This is a genomic window from Micromonospora sp. NPDC005205 (genome assembly GCF_040608275.1).
In the GTDB taxonomy this organism is placed as follows: domain Bacteria; phylum Actinomycetota; class Actinomycetes; order Mycobacteriales; family Micromonosporaceae; genus Micromonospora.
In genome coordinates this window covers 944,209-960,822 of the sequence record NZ_JBEXHV010000001.1, presented here as the reverse complement: position 1 = coordinate 960,822, position 16,614 = coordinate 944,209, and the positions used below count along the sequence as shown (strand labels likewise).

Genomic DNA, 16,614 nt, shown 5'->3' with positions numbered 1-16,614 from the left:
CCCGAGCTGCTCCGGGCGGTCAGGCTTGATCCCTGCGCAGCTCGGGCTCCGGCGGAAAACCCTGGACCGAAACCCAAGAAGATCAGAGAACGAGACGAGCCTTCTGGAACGCCTCCGCCTCATCATCCGTGCCGACCTTGCCGTACATGCCGACCATGAGCAGCACCAGGGCTGCCGTCATCACCACGACCACAGTGGTGATGCTGAAGTTGAAGATGTTGGCGTCGGTCCGGATGAACGCGAGACCGGCCAGGCTGACCACCATGAGGCCGTACGCCAGCCACTGGTTGATCGCCACGTCGATGTTGCGGCCGAGCGCGGTGCCGACCAGCACGACGACCCCGACCAGCACGCTGAACAGCGAGAAGCCGAGGTTGGTGCCCTGACCGAGGACCCGGGTGTCGTCCTGGGCGAGGATCTCGTTGCCGGTGCTGGCGATGATGCCGAGCACACCGAAGACGACCAGGTACAGACCGGTCAGCCCGCCGATCGCCCGGTAGATCGGCCGCGCGGGGTGGTTGACGGGGGTGTGTGCCATGTCTGTGTCTCCAACGCCGTGGGGTAGGTGTCGCCGACGATTGTCTCGCATGTGGTGGTGTGACGCCGCACACGGGGGCCGGGCCGGCGCGCCCGGCCGGTCAGCTCTCGGGCAGGTCCTCGGCGAGGGTCATCCAGCTCTCCTCGATCCGCTCCCGTTCGGCGCGCAGATCCTTCAGCTGGGTGTCCAACTCGGCGACCCGGGCGTAGTCGGTGGCGTCCGCCGCGAGCTGACCGAGCAGCGTGGTCTCGCGCTGGTCGAGCTTGCTGAGCTGCCGCTCCAGCCGGGTCAGTTCCTTGCGGGCCTGACGGACCTCGGCGGCGGTCATGCCGCCTGCCGAGGGCGCACCGGGTGCGAAGGTCGAGGTCACGCCCGCCCGGGGAGAGCCGGCCCGCTCGGCGGTCCGCGCGAGGTATTCGTCCACACCGCCCGGCAGGTGCACAAGTCGACCGTCGCCGAACATCCCGTACGCAGTGTCGGTGACCCGCTCGATGAGGTAACGGTCGTGGCTGGCCACGATGATCGTGCCGGGCCACGAGTCGAGCAGGTCCTCCAGCGAGGCGAGGGTGTCCGTGTCCAGGTCGTTGGTGGGCTCGTCGAAGAGCAGCACGTTGGGCTCGCCGGCCAGCAGCCGCAGCATCTGCAACCGCCGGCGCTCCCCACCGGAGAGATCACTGACCGGCGTCCAGAGCCTGCGGTCGTCGAAGCCGAACACCTCGGCGAGCTGCGAAGCGGAGACCTCCCGGTCGCCGAGCTGAACCCGGCGGGCGACCTCCTCCACCGCCTCCAGCACCCGCAGGTGCCCGGGCAGCTCGGTGAGCTCCTGGGAGAGGAAAGCGGGCCGCACCGTGGAGCCGGTGCCGAGGCGACCGCCATCGGGGCGGGTGATGCCGGCGAGCATCCGCAGCAGCGTGGTCTTGCCGGCGCCGTTGGCACCGAGGATGGCGATCCGGTCGCCGGGGCCGACGAGCCAGGAGGTGTCGCGCAGGATCTCCTTCGGGCCGGCGTGCAGCTCGACGTTCTCCAGCTCGTACACCTGCTTGCCCAGGCGGGAAACCGCCATCCGCTGCAACGACATGGTGTCGCGCGCCGGCGGCACGTCGGCGATCAACGCGTTCGCGGCGTCGATGCGGAACTGCGGCTTGGAGGTCCGCGCGGGCGGGCCACGGCGCAGCCAGGCGATCTCCTTGCGGAGCAGATTCTGCCGGCGGGCCTCGGTGGCGGCGGCGACCCGCTCGCGCTCCACGCGGGCGAGGGTCCAGGCGGCGAAGCCACCCTCGTAGGCGCGGACGGTCTGGTCGGCGACCTCCCAGGTGTTGGTGCAGACCGCGTCCAGGAACCACCGGTCGTGGGTGACCACGACGAGGGCGCCCTTGCGGCCGACCAGGTGCCGGGCCAGCCAGTCGACCCCGCCGACGTCCAGGTGGTTGGTGGGCTCGTCGAGGATGAGCAGGTCGGAGTCGCGCACGAGCAGCGCGGCGAGCGCCACGCGGCGGCGTTCGCCACCGGACATCGGGCCGACCGGCTGGTCGAGGCCGAGGTGCGGCATGCCGAGGCCGTCGAGGATGGCCCGCACCCCGGAGTCGCCGGCCCACTCGTGCTCGGCGCCCATGCCCTCGGCGAGCCAGGCGGTGCCGAGCACCACGTCCCGGACGGTCGCCTCGGGAGCGAGGGTGAGCTGCTGCGGAAGCCAGAGCACACGCAGGTCACGGCGGTGGGTCACCCGGCCGTCGTCGGGGTCCTCCTGCTTGGTGAGCAGCCGCAGCAGGGTGGACTTGCCGGCGCCGTTGAGGCCGACCACGCCGATCCGGTCGGCGTCGTCCAGGCCGAGCGAGACGTCCGTGAGCAGCCGCCCGGCGGCGCCGTACCCCTTGGACACCCGGTCCAGATTGACGATGTTCGCCACGTTCCACCCTTCATGATCAAGGCGTCCCGGTGCCGGCGGGCACCTGGACGCCTGTCCCAAGGGTACGCGGAAGCCCCGAACGCCCGCGCCGCGCGCCGGCAGCTCCGGTGGAACGGGTCGTCAGCCGACGCGAGCGCCGGCTACCGGACCGTGCGCGACCCGCGCCTCCCGGCAGACACCCGCGGCGGTCAGCTCGGCGGCGATCCGCTCCGCGTCGGCCGCGGTGGCGGCGAGAAACACGCAGGTCGGGCCGGAGCCGGAGACGATGCCGGTGAGCGCGCCGGCCGCCTCGCCGGCCTTCAGAGTGTCGGCCAGCGCCGGGCGCATGGCCAGCGCGGCGTCCTGGAGGTCGTTGCCGAGCGTACGGGCGAGCACCCGGGGGTCACGCTGGCGCAGCGCGCCCAGCAGCGCGTCGGTGCTGCCCAGCGGGGTACCGGCGGCACCGGAGTCGCGGAGCCGATCCAGCTCCCGGTAGGCGGCCGGCGTGGAGAGGCCGACGTCGGCGATCGCCACCACCCAGTGCCAGGAGGTGGCGCGGGCCAGCACGGGGCTGACCGCCTCGCCCCGGCCGGTGCCCAGCGCGGTGCCACCGTAGATCAGGAACGGCACGTCCGAGCCGAGGTCGGCGGCGATGCCGGCCAGCTCGTCGCGGGACAGCCCGGTGCCCCAGAGCGCGTCGCAGGCCACCAGCGCGGCGGCCGCGTCGGCGCTGCCGCCGGCCAACCCACCGGCGAGCGGGATCTGCTTGCGCAGGTGCAGTCGGGCGTGCGGCAGCACCCCCGCGTACCCGGCGAGGGCGTGCGCGGCACGGATCACCAGGTTGGTGTCGTCCAGGGCCAGCTCGCCGGTGCCCTCACCCTCCATGGTCAGGGCGAGGGTGTCGCCCCGGCGGGCCGTCAGCTCGTCGTAGATCGAGATGGCGTGGTAGACGGTGTTCAGCTCGTGGTAGCCGTCCCGGCGCAGCGGGCCCACCCCGAGGTGCAGGTTGATCTTCGCGGGCACCCGTACCCGCACCGGGCCGATGGCCCCGCGTGGCTCGTCGTCGTCCGGTCGCCAGGCCTCGGTCACGGGGTGATGTCCCGCACGCGCAGGCGGATGTCGAACGGCTTGGCCACGATCAGCTCCTCGGAGGAGTCGGCGGCCAGTTCATACCTGCCGCCGACCAGGTCGTACGCGTACACATGCACCGGATTCTGCTCGATCCGCCAGTAGTGCCGGATACCGGCGTCGGCGTAGTCGGCCGGCTTCTCCAGCCGGTCCCGACGACGGGTGCCGGGCGACACGACTTCGACGGCCAGCACGACCTGCTCGGCGTCGACGTAATGGTTCTCAACGACGACTGGCCGACTCAGTAGCAGCACGTCGGGCTCAAGTGTGTTGCGGTGGGTGAGCGCGACACCGACAGCGGTGACGGGCTCATACTCCGCGGGCGCGTGCTGAAACAGCCACATCCAGAGCCGGTTGCTGATGTTCTGATGACCAATGGTCGGGGAAGGGACCACGACGAGGACTCCGTCACGTAGCTCGACGCGGGGGGCGTCGTCGGGCAGGGCCAGCACGTCCTCGATGGTGTGGTTGGCCAGCCGCTGCCGGACGGGATCCGGACTCCACATGCTGTGGGCGGGCTCGATCGGCTGCGCGGTCACTCGTACACCTCCTCGGCGGGCACGGCGTCAGCCTACTTCCCGGCCGGCGTACCGGCCGGGGCCGACGCGGCGATGGCGGCGAACTGCTCGACGGTCAGTGACTCCCCACGGGCGCCGGGGTCGACGCCGGCGGCGGTGAGCGCCGCGGCGGCCCGGTCCGCGCCACCGGCCCAGCCGGCCAACGCGGCGCGCAGCGTCTTGCGCCGCTGCGCGAACGCCGCGTCCACCACGGCGAAGACCCGCTCCCGCGGTACGTCGATGCGGGGCGGCTCGTGGCAGGTGAAGGCGACCAGGCCGGAGTCGACGTTGGGCACCGGCCAGAACACGTTCGGCGGCACCTTGCCGGCGCTCCGGGCCTGGGCGTACCAGGCGAGTTTCACCGACGGGATGCCGTACACCTTGGAGCCGGGACCGGCGACGAGCCGGTCGGCGACCTCCTTCTGCACCATCACCAAACCGTGGCGCAGGGTGGGCAGCACGGCGAGCAGGTGCAGCACAACGGGCACGGCGACGTTGTAGGGCAGGTTCGCCACGAGCGCCGTCGGTGCCGGGTCGCCCAGCTCGGCGGCGGCGATGCGCAACGCGTCCGCGCGGTGCACGGTGAGCCGGGCGGCATCGCCCTCGGCGTGCCGGGCGACGGTCTCCGGCAGCGCCCCGGCGAGCACCGGGTCGATCTCCACGGCGTGCACGTGCCCGGCGACCGGCAGCAGCCCCAGGGTCAGCGAGCCGAGCCCAGGCCCCACCTCCAGGGCCACGTCGTCGGGGGTGAGGCCGGCGGCGGTCACGATCCGGCGCACAGTGTTCGGGTCGTGCACGAAGTTCTGGCCCAGCTTCTTGGTGGGCGCGACGCCCAACCGGGCGGCGAGTTCCCGGATCTCCGCCGGGCCGAGCAGGCTCACCACGGGCCGAAGGCCCGCTCGCCGGTGGCGGAGATGGCCCCGCACAGCTCGTCCAGGTCGCTGCCGGTGGTCGCGGCGAGCGCGCGGACGGTGAGCGGAATCAGGTACGACGCGTTCGGCCGGCCTCGGTACGGCATCGGGGTGAGGTACGGGGCGTCGGTCTCCACCAGCATCTGATCCAGCGGGGTGAGCGCGGCGGCCTCGCGTAGCGCCGTCGCGCTGCCGAAGGTGACGGTGCCGGCGAAGCTCAGCAGGTAGCCGCGGCGGACGCACTCGCTGGCGAAGTCGGCGTCGCCGGAGAAGCAGTGCAGCACCACACGGTCGGGAGCGCCCTCGTCGTCGAGGATGCGCAGCACGTCGGCGTGCGCGTCACGGTCGTGGATGACAAGCGTCTTGTCGTACCGCTTGGCGATGGCGATGTGCGCCCGGAAACTGTGCTCCTGCGCGGCACGCCCCTCGTCGCCGGTCCGGAAGAAGTCCATTCCGGTCTCGCCGATCCCCCGGACCCGGTCGCGGGCGGCGAGGGACTCGATCTCCCGCAACGCCTCGTCGAGGTCGCCGAGCCGGGGTGCCTCGTTGGGGTGCAGCGCCACGGTGGCCAGCACCGCGGGGTACTCGTCGGCGATGTCCGCGCCCCACCGGGACGAGGCGACGTCCACGCCCACCTGGACCAGCCGGTCCACGCCGACCTTGGTGGCCAACGCGATGGCCACGGCGACCGGGTCGTCGGCCGGCCCGCCGCCGGGCACACCGGCCTCGCTGACCGTGATGTCCAGGTGGGTGTGGCTGTCCAGCACCGCCCGGGGCAACGACTCGGGGGCAGGCGGAAACTCTCCGGCCCGCCGGGCGGCACGCTCGCGGCGGGATTCAGTGGGCTCGCTCATCAGCGACAGCATCACACACCGGGCCTGTCCATCTGCCCGCCACCCGACGTTCACCCCGACTACGCCGCGCGACTCTACGGTCGCTCACGAGCGGACGCGACAGCGTGCGGACCTCATCCCACCGAGCAGCGAGGCGACGGCATGAGCGTCACTCCCCAGGCCGGTGGCAGCGCCGGCGAACGGACCGGACTGAACGTGGCGTTCGGTGGCGGCGTGTACCCGGCGGAGGAAATCGCCCGGGGCGCCGCGTACGAGTTGTTCAGCGCCGACGAGGTGGCCGGCTTCGAGTGGGCACCCCGCCCGGGTAGCGCCCTGCCGTGGCACCGGTTCGTACACGTCACCGAGGTGACAGCTGTGCACGGGCTGACGGAGCCGGTCGACGAGCCGGAGACGCCGCTGCTGATACCCGCTCACCGCGAGCGGGGTTGGGCGTACCTGCACCAGCTCAGCCAGCAGCCGGCGGCGGCGGGCGACCCGATGCTGGTGGCCGCGCGCGCGTCGGCGGTGGTCCGGCGGGGCACCCGGATGATCAAGGTGCTCTCGGCCCAGCAGCTCGCCGGCTATCTACGGGGCTGGCTGCCGCACGGCTTCTGCTACCGCGAGCACGATGTGGCGCACCTGCGTACGCCGGCGACGACGACGGTGCTGCGTACGGACGGTGACGCTGGCCGGGACGGCACGGACGTGACGTACGCGCTGCGCTGGCGCGCGTCCGACCCGGGCGACTACGAGGTGCCGGTGGGCCCGGCACACCGCGGCCTGACCGCGCTGGCCGCCCGGGACCGGCTCGGCGCCCCGGTGCTCGGCACCGGCTTCGTGCCCAGCAACGGTCAGCTCATCCCGGAGTTCATCACCCGCGACTTCGCCGACCTGCCGATGCCGGCGAACGCCGCCCTCATCGCGTACCCGGCGGAGGGGATGGAGGTGGTGCTGTACACCTACCAGGCCGAGCAGCGCGGGTGGCTGCGGATGGTGGGCCCGCAGTGGCGGCACCTGCTGGCCGCGGTGCCGGGGCTCTCCCCGGACCAGGAGTACGTGCCGAACGCCGACGCCCCCCGCTCCACCCAGCTGGTCGGCATGTACGGCGACAGCGAGTACGAGGCGGTCGCCGACCTGCCCGGTGGGTTCCGGGTGCTGGCGATGACCCGGGCGGCCCGTTACCCGGTCGACGCGGTGGCCCGCCGGCTCCGGTTCGCCCAGTGGCGGGGGGTGCCGTGCCTTGTGCTGCGGGAGGAGGCCGGCTGGCTGCGGGTGCGCCTGCGCTACCCGAACCCGGACACCCTGGTCACGACCGGCGCGCAGTGCCAGGAACGCGGCGTCTACGAGGCCTGGGCGCCGGGCGCCGAGGTGACCGACGACCAGGTGATGGACACTCGCTACGCGATGTGACGGCGCGCGGCGGCGGGCGCACCCGCCGCCGCGCGTCGTGCGGTCAGTCGGCGAGCCGGGCCAGTTCCTCGTCGACGATCGACGGGTCGAGCTTGCGGAACACCGGCTTCGGCGCGGCCAGCGGGCGGCCCGCCTCGATCGACACCGACTCCCAGCGCGCGCCGACGGTGTAGTCCCCGGTCAACACCGGGTACGCCGGGCCGCCGTCCAGGTCGTCGACCTGCTCGATCACCGGCATCGGCGCGTGCACGCCGGTGCCCCCGAGCAGCTCGTGCACCTGCTGCGCGGAGTGCGGCAGGAACGGGGTGAGCAGCGTGTTGGCATCGCTGATCACCTGAAGGGCGACGTGCAGGATGGTGCCCATCCGGGGCTTGTCCGCCTCGTCCTTGAGCTTCCAGGGCGCCTGCTCGGAGAGGTACCTGTTGGCCTCGGCGACCACCTTCATGGCCTCACCGATCGCCTGCTTCTGCCGGTGCCGGCCGATCAGGTCGCCGACGGTGGTGAACCCGGTCCGGGCGACGGCGAGCAGCGCCTCGTCGGCCTCGGTGAGCCCGGCCGGGTCGACCGGCGGGATCGTCCCGAAGTTCTTCGCGGCCATCGAGACGCACCGGTTGACCAGGTTGCCCCAACCGGCGACCAACTCGTCGTTGTTGCGGCGAAGGAACTCGGCCCAGGTGAAGTCGGTGTCGTTGCTCTCCGGGCCGGCGGCGGCGATGAAGTAGCGCAGCGCGTCGGCGTCGTAGCGCTCCAGGAAGTCGCGAACGTAGATGACCACCTTGCGGGACGAGGAGAACTTGCGCCCCTCCATGGTCAGGTACTCGCTCGAAACCACCTCGGTGGGCAGGTTGAGCCGACCCAGCTCGCCCGGCTCACCGTCGCGGGAGCCCTCACCGGAGTAGCCGGAGAGCAGCGCCGGCCAGATCACCGAGTGGAAGACGATGTTGTCCTTGCCCATGAAGTAGTAGGACCGGGCGTCCTTGCCCGCGCCGTCGGCGGACCAGTACTTCCGCCACGCGTCCGGGTCGCCGGAGCGACGGGCCCATTCGATCGAGGCGGACAGGTAGCCGATCACCGCGTCGAACCACACGTAGATCCGCTTGTCCGACCGATCGCGCCAGCCGTCGAGCGGGATCGGTACGCCCCACTCCAGGTCACGGGTGATCGCCCGGGGCTGGAGGTCGTCGAGCAGGTTGCGGGAGAACCGCAGCACGTTCGGCCGCCACCCCTCGCGGGTGTCCAGCCACTGCCGCAGCACCTCGGCCAGGGCCGGCAGGTCCAGGAAGAAGTGCTCGGTCTCGACGAACTTCGGAGTCTCTCCGTTGATCCGCGACTTCGGGTTGATCAGGTCGATCGGGTCGAGTTGGTTGCCGCAGTTGTCGCACTGGTCACCGCGGGCGCTGTCGTACCCGCAGATCGGGCAGGTGCCCTCGATGTAACGGTCGGGCAGGGTGCGCCCGGTGGACGGCGAGATCGCGCCCATCGTGGTCTTCGGCACGATGTAGCCGTTGCGGTACATCCCCTCGAACAACTCCTGCACCACCGCGTAGTGGTTGCGGGTGGTGGTGCGGGTGAACAGGTCGTACGAGAGACCGAGGCCGTGCAGGTCCTCGACGATCACCCTGTTGTACCGGTCGGCCAGCTCGCGCGGGGTCACCCCGTCGGCGTCGGCCTGCACCTGGATCGGGGTGCCGTGCTCGTCGGTGCCGGAGACCATGAGCACGTCGTGGCCGGCCATCCGCATGTACCGGGCGAAGACGTCGGAGGGAACGCCGAAACCGGAGACGTGGCCGATGTGGCGGGGGCCGTTGGCGTACGGCCAGGCCACTGCCGCGAGAACGTGACTCATGAGCAGTGAGCCTAGTGACCCGTCCGGGGCGTTCGCGAACCAATAGGGGGTGCCCGACCGGCGGACCGGGCCGACCACCTCGCCCGTTGGTCCGATTTGTCGTCGACACGCGGCTCACCTGCCCGTTTCACCTCCTGGTGCGGTGTGCAATGAACGTCGTGACGGGCAGAGGAGCGGCGCGGGACCACGAGGACCCTCCCACCGGGTCGGCGGTCGGCAACGACCCGGGGCCCGGGCCCGCCGCGTCGCGGGTCGCCGGGGTCGCGCCGCAGCCCCGGCTCGTGTCCAGCGCCGACCCGGGTGCGCTGCGGCCCACCCCGGCGGGGAGGTCCACCGCAGCGGCCCGCCCCGCGCCGGCGGCGCCGTCACCCACACCGACTCGTCCGACCCCGGGGGCACCCGTACCCAGCCCGGCCCGGCCCGGCTCGTCGGGCCCGCCGGCCGACTCGGCGCCGGCCGGCGCGGAGCCCGTCGAGGTGGAGCCCACCACCGGCGCGCCGGTGGACGCGGTGCCTCGTCGGGTGCCGGTCCGGCAGCAGGGCCGCCGGCAGCGCGGCCATGGTCCCGACGGCGGCCCGCCGGAGGACGACGGTGGCGCTTTCTGGGCGCCGATCGAGCAGGTGCACTGGGACGGCACCCCGATTCGTAAGGACGCGGCACCGGCGCGGTTCCGCGGCTTCCGGGTGGCGCGGCGCCGGGCACCTCACCGCACGCCACTGCCGCCGGACCCGCTGCCCGGGCTCGCCGCGCTGGTGGTGCTGAGCCTGGTCGCGGCCTTCTTCGCCTGGGTCAGCGCCGGCCCGTTCTGGCTCGCGGTCGGGCACGCCCGGACCGGCACCGTGGTGATCGACGGCTGCTCCGGCGACGGTCTCACCCTGCGCTGCCGGGGGATCTTCACGGCCGAGGACGGGCGGTTCATCACCCATGGCGTCCGGGTCAGTGGCGTGCCCGCCGAGGGGAGCACGGCCGGCACCGCGCTGCCGGCACGGATGACCGGCCCGGACAGCGGTACCGCGTACGCGGACGTCGGCGTGGGCCGGCACCTGCGCTGGCTGCCCGGTCTGCTGGTGGTGCTGGCCTGCGCCGCCGGCATCGTCCGGTTGACCGGTTCGGCCCGGCTGCCCGGTCGCCGGCAGCGCCGCTGGGCCGTGGCCGCCGCCGTCGCCGGCCCCACACTGATCACCGTCGGCTTCCTGATCGCCGGGTGGTGACCCGGTCGTCCGGCGAGCCGGACCACCTCGATCAGCTGTGCACGATCGTGTAGACGTCCCGGCGGCGCAGCGCGTACTCGGTGGCGACGTCGCTGATGGCATCCCGGCGGGACCGGCCGGCGGCCTCCCGCTCGGCGACGGCGGCGCGAAGGGTCTCGTCGTCGGGGCGTTCGGCAGCGGTCACCGGGGCTCCGGCCACCACCAGGGTGATCTCTCCACGCGGGTCCCCCTCGGTGGCCCACCGGGCCAGCTCGCCGAGGGGGCGACGGAGCACCTCCTCGTAGGTCTTGGTGAGTTCGCGGCAGAGCGCGGCCGGCCGGTCCGCCCCGAACGTGTCGGCCAGGTCGGTGAGCGTCGCCCCGATCCGGTGCGGGGCCTCGAAGAAGACCAGGGTGCGCTCCTCGGCGGCGAGGGCGCGCAACCGGGACCGACGGCCACCGGGGGTGCGCGGCAGGAAGCCCTCGAAGCAGAACCTGTCGCAGGGCAGCCCGGAGACGGCCAGCGCTGTGGTGACCGCGCTGGGCCCGGGGGCGACGGTGACCGGCGCACCGACGTCCAACGTGGCACGGACCAGCCGGTAGCCGGGGTCGGAGACGCTGGGCATCCCGCCGTCGGTGACCAGCGCCACCACGTACCCGCCGAGGATGACCTCGACCAGTTCGGGGGTGCGCCGCTCCTCGTTGCCCTCGAAGTAGGAGACGATTCGACCGCCGACGGTGAGGTCGAGATCGCGGGCCAGCCGGGTGAGCCGTCGGGTGTCCTCGGCGGCGACCACGTCGGCGCTGATCAGCACCTCCCGGAGTCGGGCCGAGGCGTCGGCGGGGTTGCCGAGCGGGGCACCGAGCAGAATCAGGCGCCCAACTTCGGACATTTCACCCACGAATTCGTCTCCTTCATTGCAGGGAATACCGGTATCAGGGACGACGGACGCCACCGGACACCTTGGCAGCCTACGATCGCCGGGTGACGAGTGCGTCGACAGCGCAGAGCCCGAGCGCAGATCCGGACAAGATGATCCAGGTGACGGGCGAGCCCAGTGCCACCCAGGAGCCGACGGCACCGAGCGCCGAGGGCGGCGGGGTGGTCGCCGTGGTCCGGCGACGGTTCGCCACCGTCGACACCCAGGCGGACAGGTTCTCCTGGCTGGCCACAGCAGTGGTGGTGGCCATCGCGGCGATCGTGCGCTTCGTCGGGCTGTCCAGCCCGAAGGGCAAGATCTTCGACGAGACGTACTACGCCAAGGACGCCTACGGCCTGATCTCCCGTGGCGTGGAGTGGAACTACAAGGACAACGTCCCGTCGTACGTGGTGCACCCCCCGCTGGGCAAGTGGTTGATCGGCGTCGGCGAGTGGGCCTTCGGCTACCAGGACGCGGATTCGAAGGTCTCCGTTCCCGGTCACCTGATGACCACCGCACCGGAGTTCGGCTGGCGATTCTCGGCGGCGGTGATCGGCACGCTGTCGGTGCTGCTGCTGGTCCGCATCGGTCGGCGGATGTTCCGCTCGACGGTGCTCGGCTGCGCGGCCGGCCTGCTGCTCGCCCTGGACGGCTTCCACCTGGTGCTGTCCCGGGCGGCCCTGCTCGACATCTTCCTGCTGTTCTTCGTGCTGGCCGCGTTCGGCGCACTGGTCCTCGATCGGGACGCCCGCCGTCGACGCTGGGCACGGGCCCTGGACGACGGGCTCGATCCGAGCCAGCCGGGCCGGGCCGGGCGCCCGCCGACCGGTTGGCGCACCTGGCCGTGGTGGCGGCTGGCGGCCGGGGTGCTGATCGGCTGCGCCTGCGCGGTGAAGTGGAGCGCCCTGTACTTCGTGCCGGCCTTCGCGCTGCTGGTGCTCTTCTGGGAGGTCGGCGTCCGCCGCTCGGCGGGGGTCCGCCGCCCCTGGCGGGACACGCTCGTCGACGAGCTGCCCTGGCTGGTGCTCGCCGGCGTGCTGATGGTGGGCACCTACCTCGCCACCTGGTCGGGCTGGCTGCTCACCGACGACGGTTACTACCGGCTCGCGTCGGCCTACCCGAGCGCACCGCTCAGCGACCGCCCGTTCATCGGCCCGCTGATCAACCTCTTCGAATACCACCGCGCGGCGTACGGCTTCCACGCCCAGCTTGACGACGCGCACAAGTACCAGTCGTGGCCGTGGCAGTGGCTGCTGTTGGGCCGGCCGGTGGCGTTCCACTACGCCGGCGACGGCGTCTGCGGCGCGGCGAGCTGCGCCTCGGAGATTCTGCTGCTCGGCACCCCGCTGCTCTGGTGGTCGTTCCTGCCGGCTCTGGTGGCGCTGGCCTGGCTGGGTGTGGCCCGTCGGGACTGGCGGGCCGGCGCGATCCTGCTCACCGTTGCCGCCGGGCTGCTGCCGTGGTTCTGGTTCGCTCTCGACGGCCGGACGATGTTCTCGTTCTACGCCGCGCCGGCGGTGCCGTTCCTGGTGCTGGCCGTGGTGTACGTGCTGGGCGCGCTGATCGCGCCCGCCGGGGGTGACGTGGGTACGGTGACGCCGCTGGTGCCCGGTGACCCGGCTTATGAGCGCCGACTGGTGGGCAGCATCGCGGCGGGGGCGTACGTGCTGCTGGTGGCGCTCTGCTTCGCGTACTTCTATCCGATTTTTGTCGGTCGGGTGATTCCGTACTCGGACTGGCTGTCCCGGATGTGGCTCGACGGTCGGTGGATATAAGCATCGACAGGCGACGCGCCGCACAGCGCGACGGAAGAAGGGCCCGCACGCCGAAGCGTGCGGGCCCTTCTTGACAAAGACGCGCGCCCCGATCGCCTGCCACGGGGGAAGCGGGCGATTGGGGCGCGCATGAAGAGCTTAACCACCGCGCACCACCGGCACAACGGGTCGACTTGGGTCAGATTTCCGACGGAGGCTGGCCGAGCCGACCCCTTCCCTCTCACAGTTGACCGAGGGTGACCCGGCATGGACCCTGAGCGCGGGTGCTGCCGATCAGAGGCGAACCCCGACGTGGGCGGCCCCGCCGCCGTCTCGCGCGCCCGCACCCAAACGATCATCCAAAGTGGATCTCACTACACTGCGGGTCGTGATCAACTTCAGACGATCGGCGGCGGTCCTTATCGGACTGTTGGCGACCACCGCGCTGACCGGCCCGGCACAGGCCGACGAGGAGCCGGCGCCCGAGCCGCCCCGGGTCGAGCTGGTGCTCGACGTCAGCGGGTCGATGCGCGCCGCCGACATCGACGGACGCACCCGGATCTCGGTCGCCCAGCAGGCATTCAACGAGGTGGTTGACGCGCTGCCCGAGGAGACACAGCTCGGCATCCGGGTGCTCGGCGCGACCTACCGCGGCAAGGACAAGAAGGTCGGTTGCCAGGACACCCAGCAGATCGTGCCGGTCGGGCCGGTGAACCGGTCCGCCGCGAAGGCGGCGGTGGCGACACTTCGGCCGACCGGGTTCACTCCGGTCGGGCTTGCGCTGCGCTCCGCCGCACAGGACCTGGGCGCCGGGGCCACCACCCGGCGGATCGTGCTGATCACCGACGGCGAGGACACCTGCGCTCCGCCGGACCCGTGCGAGGTGGCCCGGGAACTGGCCGCCCAGGGCACCAGCCTGGTCGTCGACACCCTCGGCCTGGCCCCCGACGACAAGGTTCGCCGGCAACTGCTCTGCATCGCCAGCGCCACCGGCGGGACCTACACCGCCGCGCAGAGCGCCGAGGAGCTGACCGACCGGATCAAACAGCTCGTCGAGCGGGCCGGAGACACGCACACCCGGGCCCCGACAGTTGTCGGCGGCACGAGCGCGTGCGACTCGGCGCCACTGCTCGCCCCCGGCGTCTACGCCGACCGGGAGGCATTCTCCGAGCATCGCTACTACCGGGTGCCGATCCGCCCCGGGCAGGAGCTGCGAGCTTCGGTGAGCATGGCGCTGGACCGGGCCGTCAACCGGGACTACGGGGTGCTGCTGCGGGCCACCGCGGCCGACGGCCGGGAACTCGTCCGTGGCGCGGACGCCGGTAGCGGGCGGGCCGACGTGCTCTCCGCCGGGCTGCGCTGGTCGGCCACCGCCGACGACGAGGACGCCGCCGAGACCGAGCAGAGCGCCGCGCCGGTCATCGAACCCACCACCGTCTGCCTGGTGGTCAGCAATTCGTTCGCCCCGCGCCCCGGCACCGCGGCCACCCCGGGCATGCCGGTGGAGTTGACCATCGACGTGGTCGCCGCCGCACCCGCACCGGACGGACCGGACCTCGGCCGGGGCTGGGTGCTGCTCGCACTGCTCACCATCGCCGGTCTGCTCACCGGTCTGCTCGCCGGTCTGCTCACCCGCTGGTGGGTCGCCACCTGGAGGGAGAACTGATGCGTACCGCACTGTTCCGGTCGATGGCGGCGCTGCTCGCCGCCGGCACGGCCGCTCTGCTCCCCACTGCGGCCGCCGCCGCACCAACCCCCTCCCCGGGTGCCACGCCGGTGAACCGTGCCGGCACGTCGTTCCTCACCGCCACCCCGATCACCGCCGGACAACCGGTACGGGTGGATGCCTCGATCGGCGATCACCTCTACTGGTCGTTCCCGGCGACGGCCGGCCAGGTGCACGAGATCAGCGCCACCGTCACCTTCCCGAAGGGACGCAGCGGCGCCTCCACCTGGACGGTGGACGTCTTCGACGGGCTGCGCCGACGCCAGGCGTGCACGGCGGGGGCCCAGACCCCGACAGTGGACGCGAAGGCGTCGAACGTGGTGCTGGGTTGCACGCTGCGCGAGGTGCGGCCGTGGGCGGAGCCCTGGTCGGCCGACCCACTGCCCGGCACGTACGTCGTCCGACTCTCGGTGATCGAGCTGCCGGAGCCGGATCTGGGCGCGCCGATCGACGTCGACCTGCTGGTGGGCACCATCGCCGATCGGGGCGCCTCGGCTGACGACGGCGAATTGGCCGCCCCGCTGGTGCCGAACACCAAGGCCGGCACGGTGCTCAACGCCGTACCCCCGGTGGACGCGGAGGCCGACGACGAGAGCGGCTCGCTGACGGACTGGTTGCCGGATCTCGGCTCGCGCTGGGTCTGGACCGGCATCGGCGGCGCGCTCGCCGCGGTGGCCGGCGTGTTCGGATTCGCGCTGACCCGACGCCCTCGACGTCGCTGAAACGCCCCCTCTGGTGGCCCCGCCCAGCGGCGGGGCCACCAGAGGCTCAGCGCCGCCGGGAGCCGCGCGGCAACCAGCCGATGAACCTGTCCTGGAGCGACATCACCGGAGCCGCGCGCAGATCCTCGGTGGCGGCGGCGAGACAGGAGCCCAAATAGACGCTGAGCATGGCGCGGTCACCCCCGTACTCCGCCAGCAGCCGGGTACGCTTCGTCGCGCACGGCCACTCGTCACCGCAGGAGCCGCAGCTCCAGCAGGGCGTCTGCGGGGCGTGTTCGTCGGCCCGCACCCCCGGTCGTTCCAGACCATCGGTCATCGCACGTCCTTCCAGATGTCCACGGGACTGGCGGCTGCCGTGCCGGCCAGCATTGATGGTGGTCCCCCCGGAGCCATCAGGGAGAGCGCTGCGCGTCCCTCCGGTGTTACATCTTTGCGGTACCTTCGTCCGTCGTGGGAGTCGGAAATTTGACGGTTAATTTGATGCGTCATTCCTACCGACCAGTAGGTCACCGGAATGCGTGACCTGCTGCCATCGACGGTCGCCGTCGCCGTCGCCGGGCCGGAGGACTGGACGGGCGAGTTGTTCCCCGCTGAGCAGGCATGCCTCGGCGAGCGGGCGGTGCAGACCCGTCGGCGGGACTTTGCCGCGGGCAGGATTTGCGCCCGCAGGGCACTGCGCGACCTCGGCCTGCCGTCGACCGCCGTTCCGGCCGCCGCCGACCGCGCGCCGGTCTGGCCGGCCGGGATCGTCGGCAGCATCACCCACACCGCCGGCTACTGCGCCGCAGCGGCGGCGCACACCACCGACATCCGGTCCGTCGGGATGGATGCCGAGCAGCACCGCGAGGTCAATCCGGGAGTACGCCGACTCGTGCTGCTGCCCGAGGAGGAGGTCCTCTGCGACCGGCTGCCCAGCGGCACCTACTGGCCGATCGTGCTGTTCAGCGCGAAGGAGACCGTCTACAAGGTGTGGCATCCGGTCGTCCGCGGCTGGCTGGACTTCCACGACGCCCGACTCGACATCGATCCGGATGCCGGCACGTTCACTGCCCGGATCGCGTCGGCCCGGGTGGACGCGGCGGGGGTCGACGACCCACCGACATCGATCAGCGGCCGATTCGTGATCGCCGACGGGCTGGTCCGCACCGCTGCCGCGCTTCCCGCACGTTGACCTCGCCCGGTTACTCATAGCGAT

General features: G+C 72.2%; 15 protein-coding genes. 6 read left to right on the top strand and 9 right to left on the bottom strand.

Annotated elements, in window-relative coordinates:
• Nucleotides 1-82: 82 nt before the first annotated feature.
• From ABZU43_RS04635 to ABZU43_RS04610, 6 genes are all read right to left on the bottom strand, one after another.
• Entirely contained in the window at nt 83-538 is a 456-nt protein-coding gene (locus ABZU43_RS04635) for a DUF4383 domain-containing protein (RefSeq protein ID WP_355005148.1), read from the bottom strand.
• Nucleotides 539-638: 100 nt separating this feature from the next.
• The gene (locus ABZU43_RS04630; RefSeq protein WP_355005147.1) at nt 639-2,444 is read right to left on the bottom strand and encodes an ABC-F family ATP-binding cassette domain-containing protein; all 1,806 of its coding nucleotides are present in this window, start codon (nt 2,442-2,444) and stop codon (nt 639-641) included.
• 120 nt (nt 2,445-2,564) lie between these two features.
• Nucleotides 2,565-3,512, bottom strand: coding sequence for a 4-(cytidine 5'-diphospho)-2-C-methyl-D-erythritol kinase (locus ABZU43_RS04625; protein ID WP_355005146.1), 948 nt, complete (start codon nt 3,510-3,512; stop codon nt 2,565-2,567).
• Nucleotides 3,509-4,090 (bottom strand): Uma2 family endonuclease, encoded by a 582-nt coding sequence (locus ABZU43_RS04620; RefSeq protein ID WP_355005145.1) that lies wholly within the window; start codon nt 4,088-4,090, stop codon nt 3,509-3,511. Before ABZU43_RS04620 ends, ABZU43_RS04625 begins: the two co-directional genes overlap by 4 nt.
• Nucleotides 4,091-4,122: 32 nt before the next feature.
• Nucleotides 4,123-4,992, bottom strand: coding sequence for a 16S rRNA (adenine(1518)-N(6)/adenine(1519)-N(6))-dimethyltransferase RsmA (gene rsmA / locus ABZU43_RS04615; protein WP_355005144.1), 870 nt, complete (start codon nt 4,990-4,992; stop codon nt 4,123-4,125).
• Nucleotides 4,986-5,885: a TatD family hydrolase gene (locus tag ABZU43_RS04610; RefSeq protein ID WP_355005143.1), complete on the bottom strand. Its 900-nt coding sequence runs from the start codon at nt 5,883-5,885 to the stop codon at nt 4,986-4,988. The genes rsmA and ABZU43_RS04610 overlap by 7 nt, the downstream gene beginning before the upstream one ends.
• Before the next feature lie 129 nt (nt 5,886-6,014).
• On the opposite strand from ABZU43_RS04610, the gene ABZU43_RS04605 reads away from it, so the two are divergent.
• Complete coding sequence (locus ABZU43_RS04605) at nt 6,015-7,262, top strand: hypothetical protein (RefSeq protein WP_355005142.1); 1,248 nt, start codon at nt 6,015-6,017, stop codon at nt 7,260-7,262.
• A 43-nt stretch (nt 7,263-7,305) separates the two neighbouring features.
• Here ABZU43_RS04605 and metG read toward each other — a convergent pair whose 3' ends face one another.
• Nucleotides 7,306-9,108 carry a methionine--tRNA ligase gene (gene metG, locus ABZU43_RS04600; RefSeq protein WP_355005141.1) on the bottom strand — a complete coding sequence of 601 codons (1,803 nt, stop codon included), beginning with the start codon at nt 9,106-9,108 and terminating at the stop codon, nt 7,306-7,308.
• A 158-nt stretch (nt 9,109-9,266) separates the two neighbouring features.
• Here metG and ABZU43_RS04595 point away from each other — a divergent pair, with 158 nt between their 5' ends.
• Nucleotides 9,267-10,319 (top strand): hypothetical protein, encoded by a 1,053-nt coding sequence (locus tag ABZU43_RS04595; RefSeq protein ID WP_355005140.1) that lies wholly within the window; start codon nt 9,267-9,269, stop codon nt 10,317-10,319.
• Between the two features lie 31 nt (nt 10,320-10,350).
• On the opposite strand, the gene rsmI is transcribed toward ABZU43_RS04595, so the two are convergent.
• On the bottom strand, nt 10,351-11,199 hold the full coding sequence (rsmI, locus tag ABZU43_RS04590) for a 16S rRNA (cytidine(1402)-2'-O)-methyltransferase (protein ID WP_355005139.1): 849 nt from the start codon (nt 11,197-11,199) through the stop codon (nt 10,351-10,353).
• A gap of 131 nt (nt 11,200-11,330) precedes the next feature.
• Between rsmI and ABZU43_RS04585 the strand changes: the two genes are divergently transcribed.
• The 3 genes from ABZU43_RS04585 to ABZU43_RS04575 all read left to right on the top strand — a co-directional run bounded on the left by ABZU43_RS04585 (nt 11,331) and on the right by ABZU43_RS04575 (nt 15,419).
• The gene (locus ABZU43_RS04585) at nt 11,331-12,992 is read left to right on the top strand and encodes a phospholipid carrier-dependent glycosyltransferase (protein ID WP_355005200.1); all 1,662 of its coding nucleotides are present in this window, start codon (nt 11,331-11,333) and stop codon (nt 12,990-12,992) included.
• A gap of 367 nt (nt 12,993-13,359) precedes the next feature.
• On the top strand, nt 13,360-14,637 hold the full coding sequence (locus ABZU43_RS04580; protein ID WP_355005138.1) for a VWA domain-containing protein: 1,278 nt from the start codon (nt 13,360-13,362) through the stop codon (nt 14,635-14,637).
• Complete coding sequence (locus ABZU43_RS04575; RefSeq protein ID WP_355005137.1) at nt 14,637-15,419, top strand: peptidase; 783 nt, start codon at nt 14,637-14,639, stop codon at nt 15,417-15,419. The genes ABZU43_RS04580 and ABZU43_RS04575 overlap by 1 nt, the downstream gene beginning before the upstream one ends.
• A gap of 46 nt (nt 15,420-15,465) precedes the next feature.
• On the opposite strand, the gene ABZU43_RS04570 is transcribed toward ABZU43_RS04575, so the two are convergent.
• Entirely contained in the window at nt 15,466-15,735 is a 270-nt protein-coding gene (locus tag ABZU43_RS04570) for a hypothetical protein (protein ID WP_355005136.1), read from the bottom strand.
• Nucleotides 15,736-15,933: 198 nt separating this feature from the next.
• Here ABZU43_RS04570 and ABZU43_RS04565 point away from each other — a divergent pair, with 198 nt between their 5' ends.
• The gene (locus tag ABZU43_RS04565) at nt 15,934-16,590 is read left to right on the top strand and encodes a 4'-phosphopantetheinyl transferase superfamily protein (protein ID WP_355005135.1); all 657 of its coding nucleotides are present in this window, start codon (nt 15,934-15,936) and stop codon (nt 16,588-16,590) included.
• The last annotated feature ends 24 nt before the right edge of the window (nt 16,591-16,614 follow it).